The 22,263-nt window shown below is 43.9% G+C and carries 20 protein-coding genes; 10 read left to right on the forward strand and 10 right to left on the reverse strand.

Going from position 1 to position 22,263, the window contains the following annotated elements:
- The first annotated feature begins 68 nt into the window (after positions 1 to 68).
- From ACYVE4_RS12125 to ACYVE4_RS12160, 8 genes are all read left to right on the forward strand, one after another.
- Positions 69 to 740: an outer membrane beta-barrel protein gene (locus ACYVE4_RS12125; protein WP_461040150.1), complete on the forward strand. Its 672-nt coding sequence runs from the start codon at positions 69 to 71 to the stop codon at positions 738 to 740.
- 68 nt (positions 741 to 808) lie between these two features.
- Complete coding sequence (locus ACYVE4_RS12130; RefSeq protein ID WP_461040152.1) at positions 809 to 1,918, forward strand: serine hydrolase domain-containing protein; 1,110 nt, start codon at positions 809 to 811, stop codon at positions 1,916 to 1,918.
- 295 nt (positions 1,919 to 2,213) lie between these two features.
- Positions 2,214 to 2,570: a hypothetical protein gene (locus ACYVE4_RS12135; RefSeq protein WP_461040153.1), complete on the forward strand. Its 357-nt coding sequence runs from the start codon at positions 2,214 to 2,216 to the stop codon at positions 2,568 to 2,570.
- 159 nt (positions 2,571 to 2,729) lie between these two features.
- Positions 2,730 to 3,653, forward strand: coding sequence for a hypothetical protein (locus ACYVE4_RS12140; protein ID WP_461040154.1), 924 nt, complete (start codon positions 2,730 to 2,732; stop codon positions 3,651 to 3,653).
- The gene (locus ACYVE4_RS12145; RefSeq protein ID WP_461040156.1) at positions 3,643 to 4,161 is read left to right on the forward strand and encodes a hypothetical protein; all 519 of its coding nucleotides are present in this window, start codon (positions 3,643 to 3,645) and stop codon (positions 4,159 to 4,161) included. The genes ACYVE4_RS12140 and ACYVE4_RS12145 overlap by 11 nt, the downstream gene beginning before the upstream one ends.
- An 80-nt stretch (positions 4,162 to 4,241) precedes the next feature.
- Entirely contained in the window at positions 4,242 to 5,318 is a 1,077-nt protein-coding gene (locus ACYVE4_RS12150; RefSeq protein ID WP_461040157.1) for an alpha/beta fold hydrolase, read from the forward strand.
- A 31-nt stretch (positions 5,319 to 5,349) separates the two neighbouring features.
- On the forward strand, positions 5,350 to 5,763 hold the full coding sequence (locus ACYVE4_RS12155) for a hypothetical protein (RefSeq protein WP_461040159.1): 414 nt from the start codon (positions 5,350 to 5,352) through the stop codon (positions 5,761 to 5,763).
- A 67-nt stretch (positions 5,764 to 5,830) separates the two neighbouring features.
- A complete protein-coding gene (locus tag ACYVE4_RS12160) occupies positions 5,831 to 6,280 on the forward strand; it encodes a hypothetical protein (protein WP_461040161.1) in 450 nt (149 codons plus the stop codon).
- A gap of 23 nt (positions 6,281 to 6,303) precedes the next feature.
- Here the strand turns inward: ACYVE4_RS12160 and ACYVE4_RS12165 are convergent, their stop codons facing one another.
- A complete protein-coding gene (locus tag ACYVE4_RS12165) occupies positions 6,304 to 7,047 on the reverse strand; it encodes an EcsC family protein (protein WP_461040163.1) in 744 nt (247 codons plus the stop codon).
- Between the two features lie 112 nt (positions 7,048 to 7,159).
- On the opposite strand from ACYVE4_RS12165, the gene ACYVE4_RS12170 reads away from it, so the two are divergent.
- The gene (locus ACYVE4_RS12170; protein WP_461040164.1) at positions 7,160 to 7,888 is read left to right on the forward strand and encodes a murein L,D-transpeptidase catalytic domain family protein; all 729 of its coding nucleotides are present in this window, start codon (positions 7,160 to 7,162) and stop codon (positions 7,886 to 7,888) included.
- On the opposite strand, the gene ACYVE4_RS12175 is transcribed toward ACYVE4_RS12170, so the two are convergent.
- The 9 genes from ACYVE4_RS12175 to ACYVE4_RS12215 all read right to left on the reverse strand — a co-directional run bounded on the left by ACYVE4_RS12175 (position 7,858) and on the right by ACYVE4_RS12215 (position 20,955).
- Complete coding sequence (locus ACYVE4_RS12175) at positions 7,858 to 9,096, reverse strand: L,D-transpeptidase family protein (protein ID WP_461040166.1); 1,239 nt, start codon at positions 9,094 to 9,096, stop codon at positions 7,858 to 7,860. The genes ACYVE4_RS12170 and ACYVE4_RS12175 overlap by 31 nt on opposite strands.
- Before the next feature lie 129 nt (positions 9,097 to 9,225).
- A complete protein-coding gene (locus tag ACYVE4_RS12180; protein WP_461040167.1) occupies positions 9,226 to 9,471 on the reverse strand; it encodes a hypothetical protein in 246 nt (81 codons plus the stop codon).
- Between the two features lie 102 nt (positions 9,472 to 9,573).
- Positions 9,574 to 11,940, reverse strand: coding sequence for a T9SS type B sorting domain-containing protein (locus tag ACYVE4_RS12185; RefSeq protein ID WP_461040168.1), 2,367 nt, complete (start codon positions 11,938 to 11,940; stop codon positions 9,574 to 9,576).
- Between the two features lie 218 nt (positions 11,941 to 12,158).
- Positions 12,159 to 12,284 carry a hypothetical protein gene (locus ACYVE4_RS12190; protein ID WP_461040169.1) on the reverse strand — a complete coding sequence of 42 codons (126 nt, stop codon included), beginning with the start codon at positions 12,282 to 12,284 and terminating at the stop codon, positions 12,159 to 12,161.
- 71 nt (positions 12,285 to 12,355) lie between these two features.
- Positions 12,356 to 14,452, reverse strand: coding sequence for a BatA domain-containing protein (locus ACYVE4_RS12195; RefSeq protein ID WP_461040171.1), 2,097 nt, complete (start codon positions 14,450 to 14,452; stop codon positions 12,356 to 12,358).
- Between the two features lie 138 nt (positions 14,453 to 14,590).
- Complete coding sequence (locus ACYVE4_RS12200; protein ID WP_461040172.1) at positions 14,591 to 15,295, reverse strand: metallophosphoesterase; 705 nt, start codon at positions 15,293 to 15,295, stop codon at positions 14,591 to 14,593.
- A gap of 256 nt (positions 15,296 to 15,551) precedes the next feature.
- The gene (gene infB, locus ACYVE4_RS12205) at positions 15,552 to 18,947 is read right to left on the reverse strand and encodes a translation initiation factor IF-2 (RefSeq protein WP_461040174.1); all 3,396 of its coding nucleotides are present in this window, start codon (positions 18,945 to 18,947) and stop codon (positions 15,552 to 15,554) included.
- A 174-nt stretch (positions 18,948 to 19,121) separates the two neighbouring features.
- Positions 19,122 to 20,366: a transcription termination factor NusA gene (gene nusA / locus ACYVE4_RS12210; RefSeq protein ID WP_461040176.1), complete on the reverse strand. Its 1,245-nt coding sequence runs from the start codon at positions 20,364 to 20,366 to the stop codon at positions 19,122 to 19,124.
- A gap of 76 nt (positions 20,367 to 20,442) precedes the next feature.
- Entirely contained in the window at positions 20,443 to 20,955 is a 513-nt protein-coding gene (locus ACYVE4_RS12215; protein WP_461040177.1) for a ribosome maturation factor RimP, read from the reverse strand.
- A gap of 189 nt (positions 20,956 to 21,144) precedes the next feature.
- Here ACYVE4_RS12215 and ACYVE4_RS12220 point away from each other — a divergent pair, with 189 nt between their 5' ends.
- The gene (locus ACYVE4_RS12220) at positions 21,145 to 22,263 is read left to right on the forward strand and encodes an endonuclease/exonuclease/phosphatase family protein (protein WP_461040178.1); all 1,119 of its coding nucleotides are present in this window, start codon (positions 21,145 to 21,147) and stop codon (positions 22,261 to 22,263) included.

Genomic DNA, 22,263 nt, shown 5'->3' on the forward strand with positions numbered 1-22,263 from the left:
TGCGGCTAAGTTAAGCGGTCAATCCGGTTGTCGATGTATCTTTCCACTTCGAACCTGCTGGTTTCTCTATGAACAGGACGTTATGGCTTTTCTTTCTCGTTTTTACTCTTCCTATTTTACGGACGCAGGGGCAACATAAACTAGCGATGTCGGCAACGCTATCGCCAACGTTTTCACATACCAACTATAAGTTCCGCTACTTTTACCCCGAAAGTGACGGCCAGATTGTAGAACCCGTATACATCAATGGGCCTCGATGGTCAACCGGATACACAGCGGGCTTATCCTTTATTACTAATTATGCGCCGGGCTGGTCGTTTTCGACGGGTGTTTGGTACCAGCAAGTATCCATTCGCCAGGCTCGTCAACCCACGGCTGGCGAAGGAACTGTTGCCCTCCACAAGCGAGTTATCCGAATTCCGATTCTTTTGAATTACTATTCCTCGAAGCGTCGATTATCACCTTATTTTTCGCTGGGCATGTTTACCGATTTGCCAATAACATCGCGGGTGGTGGTTACGCGTACAGGCGAATCAACGCAGTATCTACGCTTAACAACTCCAGCGCGGCCTATTTTCCTGAGTATGCTGGGAGCAGGCCTGCGCTACAAATTAACTGATCGGTATACGATCCTTGCACAACCCGTCTGGGCGTATAGTTTCGGCCAGATCGGTAGTGCCTACAGCAATGATAATTCTTTCGAATTGAGTGTATTGACCCAATTTGCTTATACTTTTTAGTTTGTCTGCTGAATAAACGCAACTTCACTATCTCTGCCTGCATCTTTACCTAAACTTTGCTGCTTATTATGGCCTTCGATACATCTACTTTTCGAATCGCGTTTCTGCTGGCTTTCGTGATTGAACTCACCTGTGCTCTCGCCCAGTCCAAACTGCCTGAGCAAAACCCCGAACAGTTTGATTCCTTTATCGCTCAGTTGATGAAACGAGATACGATACCTGGTTTATCGATTGCGATTATCCGACAAAACAAGCTGGTTTATCACAAAGGCTATGGATTAACCCGTGACGATTCAACTCAGCACGTAACTGCTAATACAATTTTCGAAGCTGCTTCACTTACCAAACCCGTATTTGCCTATGCGGTGTTACAACTCGTTGAACAGGGGTTGCTTGATTTAGATAAGCCGTTGTATGAATACCTACCCTACCCAGATGTAGCTTCCGACGAACGTTATAAAAAAATTACGGCCAGATTAGTCCTAAGTCATCGGAGCGGCTTTCCGAACTGGCGCAAAAACCGACGATCTGCCGAACTGGCGATGGTCCGTATGCCTGGCGAACGATTCGGCTATTCGGGTGAAGGTTTTGTCTATTTGCAAAAAGTCGTCGAAAAGATTACAGGCAAGCCAACCAATGAATTAATGGAGGAACGAGTTTTGAGACCACTAGGCATGACTAACAGCGGTTTTGTCTGGAAAGCCTCATTCGACAACCATGTAGCTTTACCTCACTATGGTCAGGGAAACGTTGGAGAGAAGTATAAGCCCGAACACGCGAACATGGCTTATTCATTACAAACCTCAGCTGACGACTACGCCCGATTTCTACAGGCCATTCTAACACCAACGGGTTTGACATCAGCTACCGTTGATAAAATGCTTAGCCCGCAAACCCAACTCCCGACTCGCTTCTCTGGCGATTTACTTTCAACTAATTTATTCTGGGGTTTAGGATTTGGCCTGGAAAAAGTTGCGGACGATACGTATTTCTGGCACTGGGGCGACAACGGTGCTTTCAAATGTTACGTAACAGCTAACCGCGCCCGAAAAGATGCCGTGGTCTATTTTACCAATTCTACCACTGGATTACAGCTCATCAGCGATATTACCGGTCAAATTATGGGTTATCAATCCGCAACATCAGGTTTCCTTGGCATAGAACAGCCTAAAAAATAACAGATCAATTTTCAAGACTTCAGGATCCAATTTCTTCTCCAACAGACCTGTTCTAGTCTGCTTGGTGAAATTTCCTATTTACCCTCTGCCTTAAGTTAAAAGGCCCGTTTATCCTCTACGGCAGTTTTGCATATACTATACTCGTTTTTCATCGAGTAAGCATTCCATTTAGCCGAAATTTTCCTAAAAAATGCACATTAATGTTTCCCATTATACTAGCGGCTACGACTAACTCAAAAAGGAGGTACCGAAAATCCTGTAAAGAGTAGGACGATCTAAATAAAATACAAACAACATGAAAAAATCACTTTTATTGGTAGGCTTACTTACTGCACTTTGCACAACGCTACATGCACAATCTGCACCTACCTTCACAAAGGATCAGCAAAGTCAGATTAAGAAAATACTAGGCTCAGCTTATACGCCTATTTTTTCGTCGAATGGTGAACTGTCGATCGCGACAAAAACCTCAGTAAGTCATGTCCGGGCATTAGGTGGTGGAATTTCAAAATCACCAGGTAGTGTAGCCAACAACATTTTAGTTCATGGCGGATGGGTATTGGCAACGTCGAAGAAAGTATTAGATGCCATGAAATCAAAATTAGGTGGAGAGCGATTTAGCCAGCTCGAAGCTATTGTATCGGGCAGATAATTTCATAAAGTCAATTCTTTTATTAGCCAATTTTTGTCAAGATACTATAAGAATAAGGCTTTAGAAAATTTTCAACGCGCGATAGGCACTACACGATTAATTCACTTAAACCAGTTTGTATTAGCAATAAAACTGGTTTAAGTTTTTCAAATTAATAACATGAAAAATAAACTAACTTTTATTTTAAAAGAGAATATTTTTATTTTCTTAGATTATGGCCAGGCTAAGCATCAATTTGAATACTTTCGAATAGCAATTTCTCTTTTTTCCTTACTAAATTTCGGTTGTTTTTTAATTGACTACAGAATTTTTTTAGTACCTAATGGTATAGTAACCTGGGAGGTTACAAATGCTAATTCATTCTGGTTTGAGCCACACTTGCTCAAGATAAGTAGTTTATTCTCAATTAGTGATACTTACCTTTTAGCCATCAGCACCGTTTTTTATGTGCTCAGTTTATTGTGTCTGATGCTTGGTCTATATACACGACTCACGGCAACGATTGCCTTTATTTTCTTTCTACTATTTTCTATTCAATTATACCCCTTTTTATATGGTGTGGACTTGTACCAAAGTGTATGCTTGCTTATTTTATGCGTTTTTCCCAGTGGTTATTCCCTTAGTCTATCTTCTAAAACAGCGAATGCACAAATTATACAGCAACAGAAAATTGGTGTAAGAGGTCTACAGATCTATCTTGCCTTAACTTATTTTGCTGCTGGGTTTGGAAAAATGCAAATGGACTCATGGTTTAATGGCGAGTTCATTTTCCTAAGTTTGTCAGATCCAACTTATCAGTTAGTAAATTTTCCAAAGGATATCCATTATTTTTTCTACATACTTTCAGGTATCATAGTTGTTTTTGCCGAAACGTTATATTTCGTATTTATTCTTATACCTTATTTCCGTACGCTTCTCTTGCTCGTAATTATTACCATGCATCTATTGATTAGCCTCTTCATGGGTCTCGTACCATTTGGATTATTGCTAATTTTAATAAATATAGTATCATGGTATCCCTTAATTTTCGTGGATATAAAAAATGTAGTTAAACCCTCAACATCTTACGACTATGCGCTATAAACTATTCATTTCGTTGTTTTTAAGTACTCAGGCTTGTATGATGTCTAAACTCGTCCCCGAAAGGCCTATGCATAACTCTTATTATATTGAAGTAGTCATGCAAATAATTTTTTCAATAAGTAAAGTTAATCATTTATATAATTTTTTTACAGACCCTGGCAAATCAGGAAATTATAGTTATACAACAAATAATATATACGCGTTCAAAGGTCAACCTGAAAAAATTGAAGGAGAATTTATTTCTAAAAATGGAACAATAAAACATTTAGTTTGTCCGCTAAACTATCCGCGGCTAAATCAAATTCAATCTATAGCTTCTAATGATACCACACTATATAATGCCGTTGTACGTTCAGAAGCGCTTTTCTTTTTAAAAAAATACAAATCCTATCCAATTCTGTATGTCGAAGTTTTGAATCACCGTTTGAAAGCCAAAATTGCCTACAATAAATTCTTGAAAACAGTAGAGACAGATACCATATATTCAAATTACTTTTCAATGAACTAAAGCTGTTTTGGCAGTTTGTTTTACACTCCATTAGGCCCTAATTTTAGTCGTCTTCAAGCTAAAACCTTTTCACTAAGCGAATGAACCGACTTGTACTGTTCTGGAGTGCTATCCTGATCAGCCTATCTGGCTACACCCAATCCAAATTCCCTATAGGTAGCGAAGCTGATTACACCATCAAAAATTTCAAATTTGTAACAGGCGACGTACTTCCTCAACTTACTATTCATTACACGACCATCGGTCAGCCGGTAAAAGACAAAAATGGTATAGTTACCAACGCCATCTTAATCATGCACGGTACAACCGGAAATGGCCGTGGTTTCCTGAATAATCTGTTTGCCGGGAATCTATTCAATCCTGGCCAGCTGCTGGATGCTACCAAATACTATATCATTCTGCCTGATGCTGTCGGTCATGGAAAGTCAAGTAAGCCGAGCAATGGCTTAAGAATGAAATTTCCGAAATACACATACGACGATATGGTAAAAGCCAACTATCAGTTGCTTACTGAACATCTGGGCGTCAATCATTTGCGTTTGATTTTAGGAACATCGATGGGCGCCATGCAAGCGTGGGTATGGGGGTATACGTATCCAGATTATATGGATGCGCTGATGCCACTGGCGAGCCTTCCGGTAGAAATTGCGGGACGAAATCGGATGATGCGGAAGATGGCCATCGATCTGATCAAAATGGACCCGGAATGGAAAGTGGGGAATTATATTACTCAGCCCAAAGTAGGTTTGACGGGTGCCATATCGTCCATGGTTTTTATGACGAGCAGTCCACTACAGATGCAAAAAGGCTCGCCTACAAAATCAAAAGCCGATTCGTCATTAGCACTGCTGGAAGAGCGGTATTTTAACTCCCTGGATGCCAACGATTTCATTTATCAGTTCGATGCTTCGCGAGAATACAATCCAGCTCCTCATCTGGCAAAAATAAAAGCTCCTTTATTCGCCATCAACTCAGCCGACGATCAGGTCAATCCGCCTGAACTTCACATCATGGAAAATGAAATCGGGCATGTGAAACGAGGTAGATACATTCTCATTCCGATTTCGGATAAAACGACTGGTCATGGCACTCACTCCAATCCGACTATCTGGGGCAACTATCTACAGGAATTACTGACGCTGACTATCAAAGAATAGTGCATTCTATCATTCATCTTAATAGTAGATTATGGAATCTCACCTTGACCTAAGTGATACTGAATTTGAACGCCAGTTCGAGAGCTGTCAATTAAATCCGGGTATTTTCTCGCACGAAGCGCATTTGCGGCTGGCCTGGATACATCTACGAAACTATGGTTTGGATGAAACTATCGACAACCTCAATCGGCAATTGATTGCTTACACTGATTCTTTAGGAGCCAGGGACAAATACAATAAAACGCTGACGATAGCAGCCATAAAAGCGGTGTATCATTTCATGAATAAATCGAAGACGGATACTTTTTCAGATTTTATTCAACAGTTTCCCCGTCTGAAATTCGCATTCAAAGAACTGATGGCGCAGCATTATCAGCTGGATATTTATACGAACGACCTGGCGAAAAAAACGTATCTGGAGCCCGATTTACTCCCATTTGAGTAGTTCTGTTTTGCTTTTCTTCTTTGTCGGTCAGCACTACACAGCTCTAATAACGCTAAACACTTACACGATGAAATTCAGCCTTGCGCTTGGTTTATGTATTGCCCTTTTTTCGCTATCTGGCTGCGAAACCAAACCAAAAAACTCTCCTATTGTCGGAACCTGGGAGTTAGTATCAGCAACGAGCACAGAAAAAGATTCGACGGTCTCTACATTCGATCCGACTCATAAAATGATAAAAATCATCAACGATACGCACTTTGCTTTCCTCAACCACGCGCTGGAATCATCAAAAGATACTTCCAGCACTCGATTCAACGCGGGTGGTGGTACATATACCTTAGTAGACAGCACATACACTGAAAATCTGGACTACTTTAGCGACAAGGCTTGGGAGAATCACAAGTTCGACTTCAAAATCAGTATAAAAGGCGATTCATTAATTCAAAAAGGAGTCGAAAAGGTAGAGAAACTTGGAATCGACCACATTATTATTGAGAAATACAAACGGGTGAACTAATCGATCTAATACATACTATTCCTCTACTCTATCAATAGTGCCGGTTGGCTTTCGGCCAGCAAACGCATTCGGTAGGCATTCATCGCTGTACGACCCAATTGATTGACGAGCCGATAGTTGACGACAATACCTACAGCAGCGCCAATGCCGGGAATCAACTGCGCCATTTTTGCCAAATCAATATAATCGCGGTACTCCTGTTGGAATGTTAACCAGTCAAACTGATTAATATCCTCGGGCAGTTGCTTGCTGTGCTCGGGCCAGTTGGCCATGTAGTCGTAAATAATTTTTCGTCGTTCCTGACTTGAAAAAGCGAGTTGAAAGACATACAATATATATACCCGTTCGCGGTAATCGTTTATCGAAAAACCGTATAAGCTGGCAATCTCGAACAGCATTTTCATTTTCAGGCCCAGCAATATTGGAAAATCGGCCATACTAAGCCAGAAGCCTCCTGCCCCCGTTACCCCCCCTTCGGCGGCACTGGTTTTTTTATAAAATTCGATCCGCCTGGCCACGGCAGCATCCCGCTGAAGCAGGGTATTAGCAGCTACAGGTGTTCGGGTTAGAAACTCGGCACCAAATAGCACAGCACGGGTCATCTGCTTAATAGTAGCGGTAATAATTGCATGTACACGATCTGGAATGATGCGGTTGATGCGACGCTGTATAGAAGTAGAAAGCTTCCCAAAAGCCGAAGGGGGCTTTTGCATCGCTCGTTGCCAGCGTGTTAACTCAGTCCGGACAACCCGTTCGTAGTCAGTCATATTGCGTTTTTAACCAAAAAGTAATACCTTCAACGAATTAAACCACGGTTGTGGTTGTTCTTAATTCATACCTATTTATTCAACCATAACGCCATTACTTGTACTTGTCGGTATGAAGAATATCCTTTTGCTTTTGATGGGGCTAGTTCTTGTTTATCTAGTCACCACCGGATACAAAGCCACCCGTAACGAAATACTTGCTGCAGCTCCTAAAACGGTAACAGCACCTAAAAAAATCAGTTCCTTCGGCCATCTAGCGGTTTACGATCAGCTAAATCTGAGCCAGATCGGTTTGCAAAAAGAAGTATTTGAATATGCGTTACGTGGCTGGCAGAAACTAGACACCGCTAAAGCTATGCTCACGATTGTTGACTTAAGTCAGCCATCGAACCGCAAACGACTTTATGTGGTCGATTTATTAAATAAGAAACTCCTTTTTAATACTTACGTTGCCCACGGACGTAATTCCGGCGATTTGTTGCCCAATCAGTTCTCTAATCTGCAGTCATCCTTTCAAACGAGTTTAGGGTTTTACCAAACGTTAAACACGTACATGGGCAAACATGGCCTTTCGCTCCAGTTGAAAGGTCTGGAAAAAGGCTTTAATGATAATGTTTATAATCGGAACATTGTCCTCCACGGTGCCGATTACGTTTGTGAAGATATTATTCGCAAAACGGGCCGGTTAGGTCGTAGTCAAGGTTGCCCTGCGGTTCCGTATGCCGATTCAAAAGCGATTATTCAGGCTGTTAAGGGCGGATCGTGTCTGTTTGTATATGCCCCCAATCAGGACTACCTGAAGCAGTCGGCTTATTTGTCCCAACCGTATATGTCTTTGTAAAACCTAAGCTTCCCGGCTGCATCGACATCTGCAATGTTATAGGTAATAAACACAGGGAATGGTTTTGCAATTGGCAAGGTTCTCGGCTTTTGATCGGCCAGACATTTCTTCATAAAATCAGCATCGAACGTTTCAGAACCCAGCACCAGATTAGCTAACTCAACGGGTTTCTGAAGTCGTACACAACCGTGGCTGCGCCATCGATCCGTTGTGAGTTTGAATAGATCTCGACCATTGGTATCGTGCAGATAAATGGCCAGTGGATTCGCCAGTTCAAATTTTAGGAGTCCTAACGAGTTGTCACAACCCGATGCCTGACGAATACGGTAAGGAAAATTCGTTTCCGAAACCCCCTTCCAGTCAATGTCTTCTGGATTAAGTTCATGGCCTTTTTCATCTAATACCTGATAGTTCTGATTGTACATATACGCGACATCCCGCTTAATATGAGGAACTATCTCCTCCAAGGCAATATTATTCGGCACATTCCAGTAAGGATACGCCACAATACTCTGGATGTAGGTCGTCATGCAAGGCGTTTGCCGATCAGGCTTCCCTGCAATTACCTGCATAGGCAACATGCGCTTTCCTGCTCGGTCGAATACGTTCAATTCCCCTAATGGAATATTGACAATAACGAACTGTTCAGCATCGAATCGATTGATGTAGCGATAAAAATTAAGCGTCTGTCGGATCAATCGCAATGAATCGCTGGTTAAAGGAGTAGCCCGTTTCCGCAGTCGATTGTAATGGCCAACCAATTGTTTGTAGGGCGCAAACGATAAAAGGGAAGCTTCTGCTTTGGTCAATTGCTCAACACCAACCTTCGTTGCCCAACTTGTGTCAACGGATTCTTTCAGGCCATTAAATTCCAGTTGAGATGGTTTTTTTCCGTATCGGACTTCCAATAATAACTGGGCCAACTTAGCATCAATCGCAGCTTTATCACCACTTTTACCTACCCGGTAGCGAGTTGTATCAATGCCTACCGAATCAGCATACCGACGCAGTTGTCGCAACGCTAATGCTGACCGAAGTATCGCTTCGCGAGTGATTTTCTCTTCCTGCTTTTTTTTCTCTTCCAGACGGGCAGCCTCTTTTTTAGCAGCTTTTTTTTCAATCATCCATTTACCGGCAAGAAATAGAATAACCAACCCGACAACTACAGCAACGCCAATTCCTACCTTTCGTTTATCTATCTTATCCATGACTCATTGCTATGAATGGTTATTCTTTATAACTTGACAAAGGCAGTATTGGTTAATAGGTCTATAGCTATTAATTGGCTATCAGTAAATTAAAAAGGCAATCTGTAGAGAGATTGCCTTTTTTGTCACTTAGCTATACGCAGGTTTGTCAATATCTGGCTTAGGATTTGGGTTGCGATTAGGGTGTTTCATACGCACATTGGCTCCTGGTTTATCGCCATCCATATACTCATCCTCCAGTTCATCGGGAGCTAGTTCATCAGGATCAATCTGACTTCCCACTCCGCTCGTCCCCTCTACCGATTGATCGGCTAACCCGGCGGGCGAAATTGCCTGCTTCGCCCGAATGATGTCGTTCTTCTCTTGATTTTCCATAACGCTTGTTTGTTACCTTTTCGGAGAATTCCTTACCATTCTAACCTCAGGAAGTATAGATTGTTTAGGCAAATTAGACGAAAAATCCACTCAATGAGATCGTCAGCGAACAACGATCAAGTGGCCGCGATACGTAGTAGCCAATGGATTATTCCCCGTTTTTATTTGGTATGTATAAACGCCCGATTGCACCAATTCCTGATGATATGTGCCATCCCACGGTTGCTCATAACCTTTTGAGAAAAAGATAAGCTGTCCCCAGCGATTAAAAACCGATACTTCACACTCTGGAAATTCGCTGATATTTGGCAAAACCCATTGGTCATTATTACCATCGTCATTAGGAGAGAAGGCTGACGGAATGTATAATGGTGTCGATACTTCTACCCGGACAGCAAAAATACCAATACAACCTGTTGTTCCTACAGCGGTAACACTGTATGGTGTTGTCATTTGCGGACTGGCCGTAGGGCTTTCAATATCAGACCGGTTCAGCGATTCGGGCGGAGTCCAGCGATAGCTACTGATTACTTGATCCGACTTTGTTACTAACTGAACGCTATTGCCTTTCGCTAACCAGTACACCGTTTGTCCCGTTAATACAGGACTGGCAACCACCTCGACCTGTCGACTTCTCTGCGTCCGACAAACACTATCTGAAACAACCGTATAAGTGAGTGTATACGTACCAATTCCCACCGCAGCCGGATTGAATTGATTTCCCTGCACACCCGATCCACTGTAAGTACCGCCAGATGGCTGGCCGGCTAGGGTGATCATTGCACTATTGCTCACACACACGGGTGGAATAGAATCCATTAAAACGACAGGTCGATTATATGTGGTTAGCTTTACTGTCGATGAAGTGGCTGTACAACCTGTTGGGGCCGTCACCGTAACTTGATAGGTTCCTGCCTGTCGTACCGTTAGTCGAGCTGTAGTATCTACAAGCTTAGCGCCGTTCAAATCCCACCTATATCGATAACCTGTCTGACCATCAGCCGTAAACTGTATGGAATCACCGGAGCAAATTACCGACGCGGGGGATTTAATCTGCGTTGTCGGTTTAGGGTTTATCACCACTCGTAGGGTATCAATTCCATCGCAGACAGCCAACGTAGGACGGGCCATTACCGTATATAAACCCGATTGATACACCCGGAGTGTAGCATGCTCAGCTCCAACAATATCTTTACCATCTACCCGCCATCGGTATTGGTAATCCGGTTGGCCTTGAGCCTGTATCGTAATGGTATCACCCGTACAATAAGGTTTCGGTGTAGTTAATGAGAGCGAAACAGGTGGTGCTGTTACATACGTAACTTTGATCGCTTGTGATGTCGTATCAGTTACACAGGCCTTCGCCTGGCTTTTTACCACTGTATACACGCCCGGTGCATTTACCTGTAACGTATCGGATGTAGAGCCTCGCAGGTTAACGCCATCTTTTTGCCATTGATATGCCCAGGTCGAATTCTGCTCAACAGATAGAATTAACGGTTGGCTACCACACCAGACTAAATCAGATGCGACCTTTCCATTAGCCATCACAACGGCAGGGGGCAATGTATTTTTAACACAATCAACTACAGGAAGCTGGAAATCTCGCCGAACAACGCCAATCCGTTCGCCGTTTCGATATTCTTCACACTGAACGGTGAATAAATAAAGTCCTTCCTGAGATGCCCGAACGCTTAACTGCCCTGTTGTTGGGTTAATAGACAGCGATGGATTACCTGGAATAATGTTCGATAAGCTGTACCCTGCCGCCCAGCTAACTGATGGATAACTAGTTTTAGGAGATTCGTCGATTGCCGTAGGAGCTGTTCGCGTCGTATAGCCATTTAAAGGTGTGACGAGTGAGTAACGAAGTTGGTCGCCATCGGCATCGGTTGCGCCAGCCTCAAAGGTAAATAGCTTATTGATGCAGATATATTCACCGTTTGGGATCCGAAATTCGGGTGATGAATTCCTCAAATTCGATCCATTTTTAGTCATGGGTGGAAATTCGAGATAAAACGTCATGGCCGCTCCCGCTGTTACCGCACTGTTTACATTTGTCAGGCCATCGTTTCGGCAACAACGCTCCCAAACAATGTAATACCCGCCGGGATCCGTATAATTAGCGATATTAAATTGGTAGTTTGTATAATAACGAGCCTGCGTAAAACTCAGTTGACGAATGGTGGCACAGGCGGCATTATCGAAAGTAAGCGGGAGTGTTTCCTGAAGTCTAAGCGTGACTTTCTCGATCAGGATGGGGTTTTGCTTACGATAGATCCGTAAGACGACGGATTCATCCTGATTTCCCGGATTACCTACAGACCCTGCAATCACCTGCGTTGCATCCCAATATTGATTGAGCTGTAGCCGAAATAAGCCGGGGGTGATTCCAACGGCCTGCATACTAACATCACCTCCGATGATGTGAGATGCCCGACTACTAAACGGAAGTAACCAGGCTATCATCAGCACTAGCCTTAATGCGGACCCGTCGAACTTTCCCCTCCTCCCCCCTCGCATGATACCAGTAGCAGTTTACCAAATACTGTATAATTGCAAATTAATAACTGAATATACGTAGAGTTACAGAATTGGTGAATTAAAAAACCAATTCTCTTATCTATCGTACAATTAGTTACGCAATTATCAGAAAATTTGATGCAAACCAGTACCCCGACTTGGGACTATTTCGAGAGGATGCCTCTGGCAATGAGATAGGGAATCAGAATCCACAGTAATCCCTTGATCAGGAAGAAAAGAAAACCAAGCCAACCAAACCGTTTGATCCAGTATTTGAATCGTTCATTCATACGGTAAAGATAGAAATTTCGGACGTAACGCGCCGTCATACCAAGTGCGATAGCCGTTTTACAAAAGCGAATTACCCTTTCATAAATCGCACTAATCCAACTTCAACCAACAAAAAGGCCAGAGCCGCTAGCAGAAAATACTTCCAGAGACTTTTTCCCAGATTTTCCTGTTCGAGTACCTGTACGAAATCCCCATCCTGAATACTATCAAATACGTCAACATTCGGCTGGTTAGCAAATGCACGACGCAATTCATCGGCCGAATAAAAGTCCATCGTTGACTCCTGATTGCCATGATTAAACGCCATGAGTCGTTCAGTTTTTCCATCTAACTGAAGTGCAAAATAACCTGCCTCCACTTCCTGACCAGCCGCTAATTCGTTACTTTTTGGCATTTCGAGTAGAAGCTGATTTCCTACAATTCGCTGTACAGGAATGATTTCCAGCTTGTCGTGCTTTAGTTTATAAACTGATTTTTCGGATGGATTACTAACTGGAACCGTAATCAAATTATCATCAAACGAATACGCTGTCCGCTGCGGTCGAACACTCAAAGCTGCCATTTTATACATAATGGGAACAAAAAGCGCGTGTTCGGCCAGGTTTCCATAGGTCGATGCCAATGGACTAGCCAATAAATAAACGCTTCCCTGCCGACTTCCGGCACCGCCGATCGTTGATTTCGTTAATAAAGGACTTCCATCACGCAGACTTAGCAATCGTTCACCTTCGCTCCATCGCCAGACAGGAGCTGCCGTTGGCAAATTCAGCCGATCCGATTGATAACTCTGCTGAAAAACATCGCGAAAAAATGGATTTCGCCGGTCCGGATCGGCTACAGGCAGTGGGTTGGGCGTTGTACCGGCTGCCATAACCTGCACATTTCCAATCCCTAAAGTCCGAAGAAAAGGATCGTAGGAAGCAGCATTGGGGTTCGCAGGTGGAATTATGGCCAAGCTTCCTCCCTGGCGGACGAATCGCTCCAATTCAGCGCGTAGTGTTCCACTTACATCCGAAACGCCTTCCAAAACAATCAAATCTGTTTCTTTTAATTGTCCAACGTCGAAATTTTGAGCGTTGAAACTTCGTCGAACAAATAAACTATCATTTGAATAAACGGCATCAACATAATCTGTTGAGCGCGTCGATGAACTAGCTTTTTCCTCAAATAAATGCAGCACACGCACTGCAGGCGACGCTTCGATCACAAAAAAGTACTGATTATCGAACGTAATCGGAAAATCTTCGAACACAATTCGCCCTCGGTGATACCCTTTTGATGTTACATTAAAATTGAGCGAAACCGTCGCTGAGCCACCTGGCTGTATCGTTGCCGAAGCTGTTGACGTTTGCGCATCATCCAGATACAATCGAACCGGCAGGTTTTTTACATTTTCCCGACCTGCATTATTCAGCTTTACATTCAAGCTGTTGTTCTGCATTTCACGAATAAACGGCGTGCTAAGCCAAACTGAATCAACGTATACGTTTTTAGTTGGCTGAGCATCTAACGGAACAATGAACAGCCGATCCGTCGTATCAATCTTAAGTCGCGATAAATCACCAACAGTGCTTTTCTGAAAATCGGAGAACCAAAATAATTGATTCCGTCCACCCGGGTTAAGCGAACTAAGCAAGTTTCGCTGACGACGATAAACGGTTTCAAGAGTGCGGGGCGTATGCGCAAATCGGATCGACGTAACTCGGTCACGCACGGCTTCAGCGGTCCCAGCCTGTTGCTCAGCGGCTGAAAAATCATTGGTAAGCAATTGAAGTGATGAAGCGTTCCGAAATAAGGTCAGTAGTTCATCCAGTTTACCAATAGCGATATCTAAATATCGTTTCGTATTGCGCTCGTTCTGCATACTGAACGAGTTATCGACGTATAAACTCGTAACCCCCTGCCGCGACAGGCCCAATTTATTTTTACTGGGAATGAACGGTTGCGCGAATGCTAATACCAGGCAGATCAGGAATAAACAGCGGCAGGCCAAAATTAGCCAATGCTTCAACCGTCGAAACGATTTCGTTTCGGTTTGAACCGTTCTCAGCAAAGCTACATTCGTAAAAAATACCCGTCGTGTCCGTCGAAAATTAAACAGGTGAATGGCTATCGGAACCGACACGGCCATCAGTCCAAATAAGAAGGAGGGATAAAGGAAATTCATTCAGAGATGTTCAGGTCTTATCAGAAATAGTCAGGTATTGTCAAGGATGCTATCTATCAGCAAACGTTGCTTGGCAACGCCTGACTTGGGCTGACGGTTTTATTCTTAACGATTTCGCATAGCTCTTTCGTTTCCAAGTTAATCAGGGATTGTGATTTCGTAAAATGCTGTTTTCGTTTGCAATACATCCGTGTAGGTTATTGAACCGGTGTGATCGCCAAAAGTTGTAAAATCGTCGATAGGTGTATGACCGACTACCTGATAAAAACCCGTCAAATAATCCTTTTTCGTTTCAGAACGATCTGCCCAGACTGGTCCGCCAAATGGATCACTGCCACCTCGGTGAGGGCCAACCTCAAACAACATATTCTGGATTCGGGTTGCTTGTCGATGCACATCATTGAGTAAACCAGCTAAATCATAATCTGGTGTGATCAAAGCTGGTTTCTCGCTGATTCTTACCAGCAATCGTGCCAGCCATTTATTGGTTAAACCGGCATGAGTGAACAAATAGGCACCTTGCTGATAGGCTATCTGAAAAAGCGTCTTATGTTCGTGAAACAGTTCACTCAACATTGGCTGAGCCAAAATTCGAAACCCAGAACAACGATAGCCAGGATAATGCACATACTGCGCATCGTGATTGCCAATCAATAGCACCACTTTGGCCGGATACGTTTGCTTTAACTCAATTATATCGTACAGATTATAGAAAATTGTTTCATCATCTAAAATGTAGCTGTCTGTGTAATCACCCAGAAAAATAAGGCGATCATACTTATCAACATCAATATCTTTCCAGACTGACCGACCGTGCAAATCACTAATAGAGAGGAGTTTCATAGTTTGGAGGAAAAAGGCCGAAATCAATCGTAAACACACCTTTGTTCACACCCGATATATTGACCCTATAAACCGCTTTCAAGATACGCAGCCAAACCGACTACACCAAGAAAAAAAGCCCCAACCAGAAAACTGATTGGGGCCATCTGAACCAGGATTTTTCGGATTTAACTGACCGGCTTTGATTTTGTAGATGAACGCTTCTCCAAAGCGAAAAACAAAATCAGCTTAATCTCAAAATCTGATAAATCCCGATTTATAATGTTCGTTTCACTTCTTTCAGTTCGAAGCTTTCGATAATATCACCGACTTCAATGTCATTGAAGTTTCTGATACTCAGACCACATTCGTAGCCTGTTTTCACTTCGTTTACGTCCTCTTTGAAACGTTTCAGCGCACTGATTTCACCGGTATGAATTACGATGAAATCACGAATGATCCGAATTTTGTTATTACGCTTGATCGTTCCTTCAGTTACGTAACAACCAGCCACTGTACCAACTTTACTGATCTTGAATACATCGCGAACTTCAATATTGCCCACAATGACTTCTTCAACAGTCGGTGCTAGTAAGCCTTCCATGGCATCTTTTACCTCGTTGATCGCGTCGTAAATGATTGAGTAGAGACGAATTTCGATCTGCTCTTGCTCAGCAAGTTTTCTCGCACTTGACGATGGACGAACCTGGAAGCCGACGATAACCGCATCCGACGCTGACGCCAGCAGTACATCCGATTCAGAAATCTGACCAACCGCTTTGTGAATAATGTTTACCTGAACTTCTTCTGTAGAAAGCTGCAGGAGCGAATCTGACAGAGCTTCTACCGAACCATCCACGTCACCTTTCACAATAACATTCAGCTCCTTAAAGGTACCGATTGCCTTCCGACGACCGATTTCTTCGAGTGTGATATGTTTCCGTGTACGCAGCGTTTGTTCACGAAGCAGTTGCTCACGTTTGTTCGCAATTTCACGGGCTTCACGCTCCGTTTCCATAATATTGAACTTATCACCCGCTTGCGGAGCACCAGGCAAACCTAGAATCTGAACGGGTGTTGCCGGCCCAGCTTCTTTAATCCGATCTCCCCGGTCGTTCGTCATGGCTCGGATACGTCCGTAGTGTGCCCCAACGAGCATAATATCGCCCTGACGAAGCGTACCGTTTTCAACCAGTACCGTCGATACATAGCCACGGCCTTTATCCAACGAAGCTTCAATCACTGTACCTAATGCCCGACGATCAGGATTAGCTTTCAATTCAAGCAACTCGGCTTCGAGCAGTACTTTTTCCAGCAGATCGTCAACGCCAAGACCTGATTTTGATGAGATTTCCTGAGCCTGGTACTTACCACCCCATTCTTCAACGAGCATGTTCATGGCAGCCAGTTCAGTCCGAATCTTTTCGGCATCAGCACCTGGTTTATCAATCTTCGAGAACGCAAAGACAATAGGCACACCAGCAACTTGTGCGTGATTAATAGCTTCGCGCGTTTGCGGCATGATGCTATCGTCGGCAGCGATCACAATAATAACGACGTCTGTAACTTTAGCTCCCCGTGCACGCATGGCAGTAAAGGCCTCGTGACCCGGTGTATCTAAGAACGTAATCATACGATCGTCGCTGGTTTTTACACTATAAGCACCAATGTGCTGTGTAATACCACCGGCCTCACCAGCCGCAACTTTCGCCCGACGGATGTAGTCAAGTAACGACGTTTTACCGTGGTCAACGTGACCCATGATTGTAACGATCGGTGCACGTGGCTGTAGATCTTCGGGTTCATCAGCCTCAACGTCAATACCAGCTTCGGTTTCATCTTCAGCCGATACAAACTGAACATCATAACCAAATTCATCAGCAATAACCGTAATAGCTTCCGCATCTAACCGTTGGTTGATCGATACGAACATACCTAGATTCAAACAAACCGAGATAACGTCGTTGATCGATACGTCCATGAGGGAAGCCAGATCATTAGCCGAAACGAACTCAGTCACTTTCAGCGTTTTTGCTTCCAGTTCTTCCTGTTCACTTAACAAACGGCGATCTTCTTCACGCTGGTTCCGGCGATCCCGACGACGGTCTGCTCCCCGATTAGGTGTATTACCCTGCATTCGGGCGTTCGTTTGCTGAATAGCCTTCCGAACGTCAGCCTGAGTGGGTGCTTCACGGCGATTGTTGCCAGAACGGTCATTCCGATTGCCACCACGATCACGGCCATTACCCCCTGAGCGGTTATTGGCATTATTATTACCACCACCGCTATTATTATTGCGGTTATTGGTATTGTTGTTATTACCGCCTTGACCATTTCGGTCATTTCGGTTCGGGGTATTGTTATTACTGGTATTCTGGTTTTGACCTCCTCCACGATTGGCTGGTGCCTGGTTACGATCGCCTTCACGATTACCACCCTGAGTCTGCTGGCGATTTCCATCACGCTGACCACCGTTCTGGTTCGGTTGATTGCGATCCCCTTGAGGACGATCACCCTGAGCGCGGTTAACGGGTCCGCGATCACCATCCCGTTGGTTACGATCGTTCCGGTTTCCACCCTGGCCTTGCTGCTGGCCACCGCCCTGATTAGGTTGTGACGTACTTCCTAACGCACCTTCACGTCCGCCACGAATTCGCTTCCGCTTTTTCTTATCGGCATTATTATTATTTCCACCTTGACCCTGACGCGGGTTGTTCACAGGAAGTTCAATCTTTCCGAGAATCTTCAATCCTCCCAATTGGTGACTACCTGCCGCCCGAATGGTTTCCGTTGGCGCATCAACCTCGTCATCATCCGACGGAGTGACTACAGCCGGTTTGGCTGGCGATACATCCGTCTTCGACTGCACAGATGCTGGCTTAGGCGCTTCTATAGTGGCAATGGGTTTCACTACTTCAACTTTTTCAACCGGCTTTTCCACTGGAGCCTGCGTAGGCTGTGGCTTGTTCTCAACAGGCGGAGCACTTTCTTTGGCAGAAATAGTAGGCTGAGTTACTTGTACAGGCTCAGTCTTTATTTCAACCGGCTTCTCCGAAACAGGTTTTACAACCTCAGCTTGTGGCGGGACAGAAACTGGCTTAGATGTCTCAGGAGCTTTTACTTCCTGTACAGGTGCCACTACGCTTTCCGGCGTAGGACGAACCTCCACCGGTTTTGGTGGCTCAGGAGCTTTTACCTCCTGTACAGGCGTCGTTTTTGCTTGTACTGGCGGTACAGAAGGTGTGGCCGGTTTAGGAGGATTCAAGTCAATTTTACCTACAATTGTCAATCCAGGCAAACCAGTCTGAGCAGTTTGCGGCATTGATTTAGGTTCTGCTGTAGGTACTTTAGGCAGTTCAGCCGGAGTAGGTTCCGGCTTTGTTTCTACATTTGGACGTCTAGCGTCATCCCGACGCCATGCAACAACATCCTCCTCCTGACGACGCGGTGGCTCAGCGACCGCAACAGGCTGTTCGGTCCGGCGAGCTCCGTTCAGGAGTTCCGTTGATTTATACTCTTTCGCTAACACCTCCAACTGTTCCATGTTGATTTTGGTGTTAGGATTAATTTCCACCTTAAACCCTTTGGCAGACAGACTACTCGCAACAGAGGAAAGCCCTTTGTTGAGAATTTTTGCCACTTGGCTTAGGCGCATTGACTTTTCTTCTGCCATACGTTCGGTCTATATTCGGCAAATTTAATGGTTGTTCTTATGGTATGAACAATTGTTAGGGCAATTAAAATCCCTCTTTTGTAAAAGTGTTTGTTAGTGATGAGTGATAAACGATAAAAGATGAGTGTTTTTTCGCGTCAGCCAACTCATCACCTATCGTTTATCAAACAATTTTTATTCAAATTCCTGTTTCAGAATATTGATTATCTCTTCAACCGTATCTTCTTCCAGATCGGTTCGTCGTACTAACTCTTCTTTACTAAGCGCCAGGACACTCTTAGCCGTATCGAGACCCACTTTCCGGAGTTCATCGATCATCCAGGCATCGATCTCATCCGAGAACTCCATCAGGTCAACGTCTTCATCGTCTTCCTGCCCTTCGTTATCACGGAATACATCAATCTCCATGTCTACTAATCGACCGGCCAGTTTAATATTCTGCCCGCCCTTACCGATAGCTAATGAAACCTGATCCGGTTTTAGAAAAACAGAAACCCGTTTGTGATCACGGTCAATTTGCATTGTACTGATTTTCGCCGGACTCAGCGCACGGCTAATCAGCAGTTCAAGGTTTTCGGTATAATTAATGACGTCAATATTTTCGTTGCCCAGCTCACGAACAATCCCGTGGATACGCGACCCTTTCATCCCTACGCAGGCGCCAACCGGATCGATGCGATCGTCGTATGATTCTACGGCAACTTTCGCCCGTTCACCCGGTTCACGAACAATTTTGCGAATCGAAATCAGGCCGTCGTAAATTTCAGGTACTTCAATCTCAAACAGCCGCTCCAGAAACACTGGTGAGGTTCGAGACAAAACAATTTTAGGCGTACCATTCAACATCTCGACCCGGCTAATCACTGCTTTTACGGACTCACCTTTTCGATAGCGGTCCTTCGGAATCTGCTCGGTGCGGGGTAAACTTAATTCATTATTTTCCCCGTCGACCAGAATAATTTCATGTTTTAGCAATTGATAGACTTCAGCGCCAATTAAGTCGCCGACCTGGTCTTTGTATTTTTGATAAAGAAGTTCTTTTTCCATATCCTTTATCTTCTGGATCAGTGTCTGACGAGCAGTTTGCACAACCCGGCGGCCAAAATCCTCCAGCTTTACTTCTTCGGCAACTTGCTCACCTACTTCAAAGTCGTCCTGAATTTTACGCGCTTCGGCGAGCGGAATTTTGTCGTAATCCCAAATATCTTCAGAGTCATCGTCAACGATTTCACGGGTCCGCCACATTTCCAGATCACCACTTTCCGCGTTGATAATCACATCGAAATTTTCGTCGGTGCCGTATTTTTTACGAATCATCGTTCGGAAAACCTCTTCTAAAATACCGATCATGGTAGGCCGGTCAATATTTTTCGACCGGGCAAAGTCAGCAAACGATTCAATTAATAGTCCACTGGTCATAATAGTGTTTAGTCATTAGTTATCAGTCGAAAGTCGTTAGTGAAGGCTGGCAATCATCGACTAACGACTGATGACTTTATTTAAATGATACTTCTACATTCGCTTTTTTAATTTGCTCAAACGAAATTGGTGTAGGACCAACAGGAACTGTTTCAGTAACTAAATCAGCTTCTTTTTTCTTTTTACTTTTTGACTTTTTCTCAGCTTCTATATCCAAAACAATGTGATCGTCGGCAACGGATTCCAGTTTTCCTTTTCGGATAGAACCATCCGTAAGAATTACCACTAGCTGCCGACCTATATTACGGACAAATTGCCGAGGAAATGTTAACGGAAAATCAACACCCGGCGACGAAACTTCGAGCGTAAATGGCGAATCGCCAAAAAAATTCTGCTCGTCCATTTGCGCACCTAATTTACGACTAATCTCCGCACACTCATCAATACTAATACCTGCGTCGCTGTCCAGTAAAATCGTGACTTTAACATGACCACCTCGACGACCAGCTATCTGATAATCAACAACATAAAACTGTCCATTATTCAGATAAGGAGAAATCCACTGGTTTAGTTTTTCTTTATCATCCATAAGGTAGGGCTAACAAAAAAGGGAGTGCGACTCCCCTTTTTAATCAATACCACATGTCTTTTGTGCTACAAAGGTAATCTATTTTTGCATGTTTAGCAAGCTAGATTCTAACGCTATTGTGGGTGTTCCAACGTGTATAGCTTATTTTTGGCACTTCAAGAGATTATTTTTTGATTCGACAACGACAATATGGCAATAAAAACGCGGGTCGGACAGGTTGTTGCTTATTTTTTTCGGTCGTTGCTGTGGTCGATTAACCTGCTACTGGTTTTATATACTTGTTTCTCTTACTGGCTCCTCTACAGCTTGCAAGTTGAGCATTGGCTGGCTGGTATGATTATGATTAGCATACCCGTTGTCTGGGGTTTAAATTTAGTTGTTGTTGGCCTGTGGCTCACAACGCGTCCCTGGCGGAGTTGGTTATCAGGATTAGCTGTTTTGATTGGAATCGTTCTATTTGGTTCACGAACGTTTGTCTGGCACGAACCTATCGAACCTACGGGCAAGGGGACTTCCCTGAAAGTGTTCAGTTACAATGTTCATCAGTTTGGAATAACCGATGAATGGATGCCCAACCAGAGTACTCCCCGCGTTCGACGTATACTCAACTACGTATTACGTTATGAAGCCCCAATAAAGTGTTTTCAGGAATTCTATACAACAACCAGCATACCTGAATATAATCTTATTCCACGGTTTCAGGAAGCTGGTTATCAGTACTCAGCTTTCTTGCATCCCGAACTTGCGCAGACCCGATTTGGCGATATTGGAGTAGCCATTTTTTCCATATACCCTATCGTTGATTCTGGTCGGGAGTTTTTCGGTATGCATAATGGGATGGTTTGGGCCAACATTAAAGTCGGGAAAGATACAGTTCGCGTCATTAATGTACATCTGCATTCCATGGGAATTCGGGTAGGTCGAGTACTACGACAAAATAAAATAAAAGGCGTCCAGCACGAAACTCGGGGCGTTTTGAGTGCACTCCGGTCTGGGTTTATTGACCGAAATGATGAAGTCAGAAAAGTAGAGCAGTGTATCCGGGAAAGCCCCTACCCCGTTATCGTAACTGGCGATCATAACGATACGCCTTATAGCGTCGTTTATGAACGCTTACGCCGGACTCTTCCTAATACTTTCGAAGACCGTGGACGTGGCTTTGGCTTTAGCTACAATCGTTTACCGGGCTTTATTCGTATCGATCACCAGTTTCACGATCCAAAACTGCCAGTCTTAGACTTTGAAACAATTAATTATATTAAGTATTCTGACCACTACCCTATTGTCGGAACATATATGATTAAGTGA

Source organism: Spirosoma harenae (assembly GCF_054776975.1).

Coding starts and splice junctions, on each gene's coding strand:
- ACYVE4_RS12125 (WP_461040150.1), top strand. CDS start 69: ATGAACAGGACGTTATGGCTTTTCTTTCTCGTTTTTACTCTTCCTATT.
- ACYVE4_RS12130 (WP_461040152.1), top strand. CDS start 809: ATGGCCTTCGATACATCTACTTTTCGAATCGCGTTTCTGCTGGCTTTC.
- ACYVE4_RS12135 (WP_461040153.1), top strand. CDS start 2,214: ATGAAAAAATCACTTTTATTGGTAGGCTTACTTACTGCACTTTGCACA.
- ACYVE4_RS12140 (WP_461040154.1), top strand. CDS start 2,730: ATGAAAAATAAACTAACTTTTATTTTAAAAGAGAATATTTTTATTTTC.
- ACYVE4_RS12145 (WP_461040156.1), top strand. CDS start 3,643: ATGCGCTATAAACTATTCATTTCGTTGTTTTTAAGTACTCAGGCTTGT.
- ACYVE4_RS12150 (WP_461040157.1), top strand. CDS start 4,242: ATGAACCGACTTGTACTGTTCTGGAGTGCTATCCTGATCAGCCTATCT.
- ACYVE4_RS12155 (WP_461040159.1), top strand. CDS start 5,350: ATGGAATCTCACCTTGACCTAAGTGATACTGAATTTGAACGCCAGTTC.
- ACYVE4_RS12160 (WP_461040161.1), top strand. CDS start 5,831: ATGAAATTCAGCCTTGCGCTTGGTTTATGTATTGCCCTTTTTTCGCTA.
- ACYVE4_RS12165 (WP_461040163.1), bottom strand. CDS start 7,047: ATGACTGACTACGAACGGGTTGTCCGGACTGAGTTAACACGCTGGCAA.
- ACYVE4_RS12170 (WP_461040164.1), top strand. CDS start 7,160: ATGAAGAATATCCTTTTGCTTTTGATGGGGCTAGTTCTTGTTTATCTA.
- ACYVE4_RS12175 (WP_461040166.1), bottom strand. CDS start 9,096: ATGGATAAGATAGATAAACGAAAGGTAGGAATTGGCGTTGCTGTAGTT.
- ACYVE4_RS12180 (WP_461040167.1), bottom strand. CDS start 9,471: ATGGAAAATCAAGAGAAGAACGACATCATTCGGGCGAAGCAGGCAATT.
- ACYVE4_RS12185 (WP_461040168.1), bottom strand. CDS start 11,940: ATGATAGCCTGGTTACTTCCGTTTAGTAGTCGGGCATCTCACATCATC.
- ACYVE4_RS12190 (WP_461040169.1), bottom strand. CDS start 12,284: ATGAATGAACGATTCAAATACTGGATCAAACGGTTTGGTTGGCTTGGT.
- ACYVE4_RS12195 (WP_461040171.1), bottom strand. CDS start 14,452: ATGAATTTCCTTTATCCCTCCTTCTTATTTGGACTGATGGCCGTGTCG.
- ACYVE4_RS12200 (WP_461040172.1), bottom strand. CDS start 15,295: ATGAAACTCCTCTCTATTAGTGATTTGCACGGTCGGTCAGTCTGGAAA.
- infB (WP_461040174.1), bottom strand. CDS start 18,947: ATGGCAGAAGAAAAGTCAATGCGCCTAAGCCAAGTGGCAAAAATTCTC.
- nusA (WP_461040176.1), bottom strand. CDS start 20,366: ATGACCAGTGGACTATTAATTGAATCGTTTGCTGACTTTGCCCGGTCG.
- ACYVE4_RS12215 (WP_461040177.1), bottom strand. CDS start 20,955: ATGGATGATAAAGAAAAACTAAACCAGTGGATTTCTCCTTATCTGAAT.
- ACYVE4_RS12220 (WP_461040178.1), top strand. CDS start 21,145: ATGGCAATAAAAACGCGGGTCGGACAGGTTGTTGCTTATTTTTTTCGG.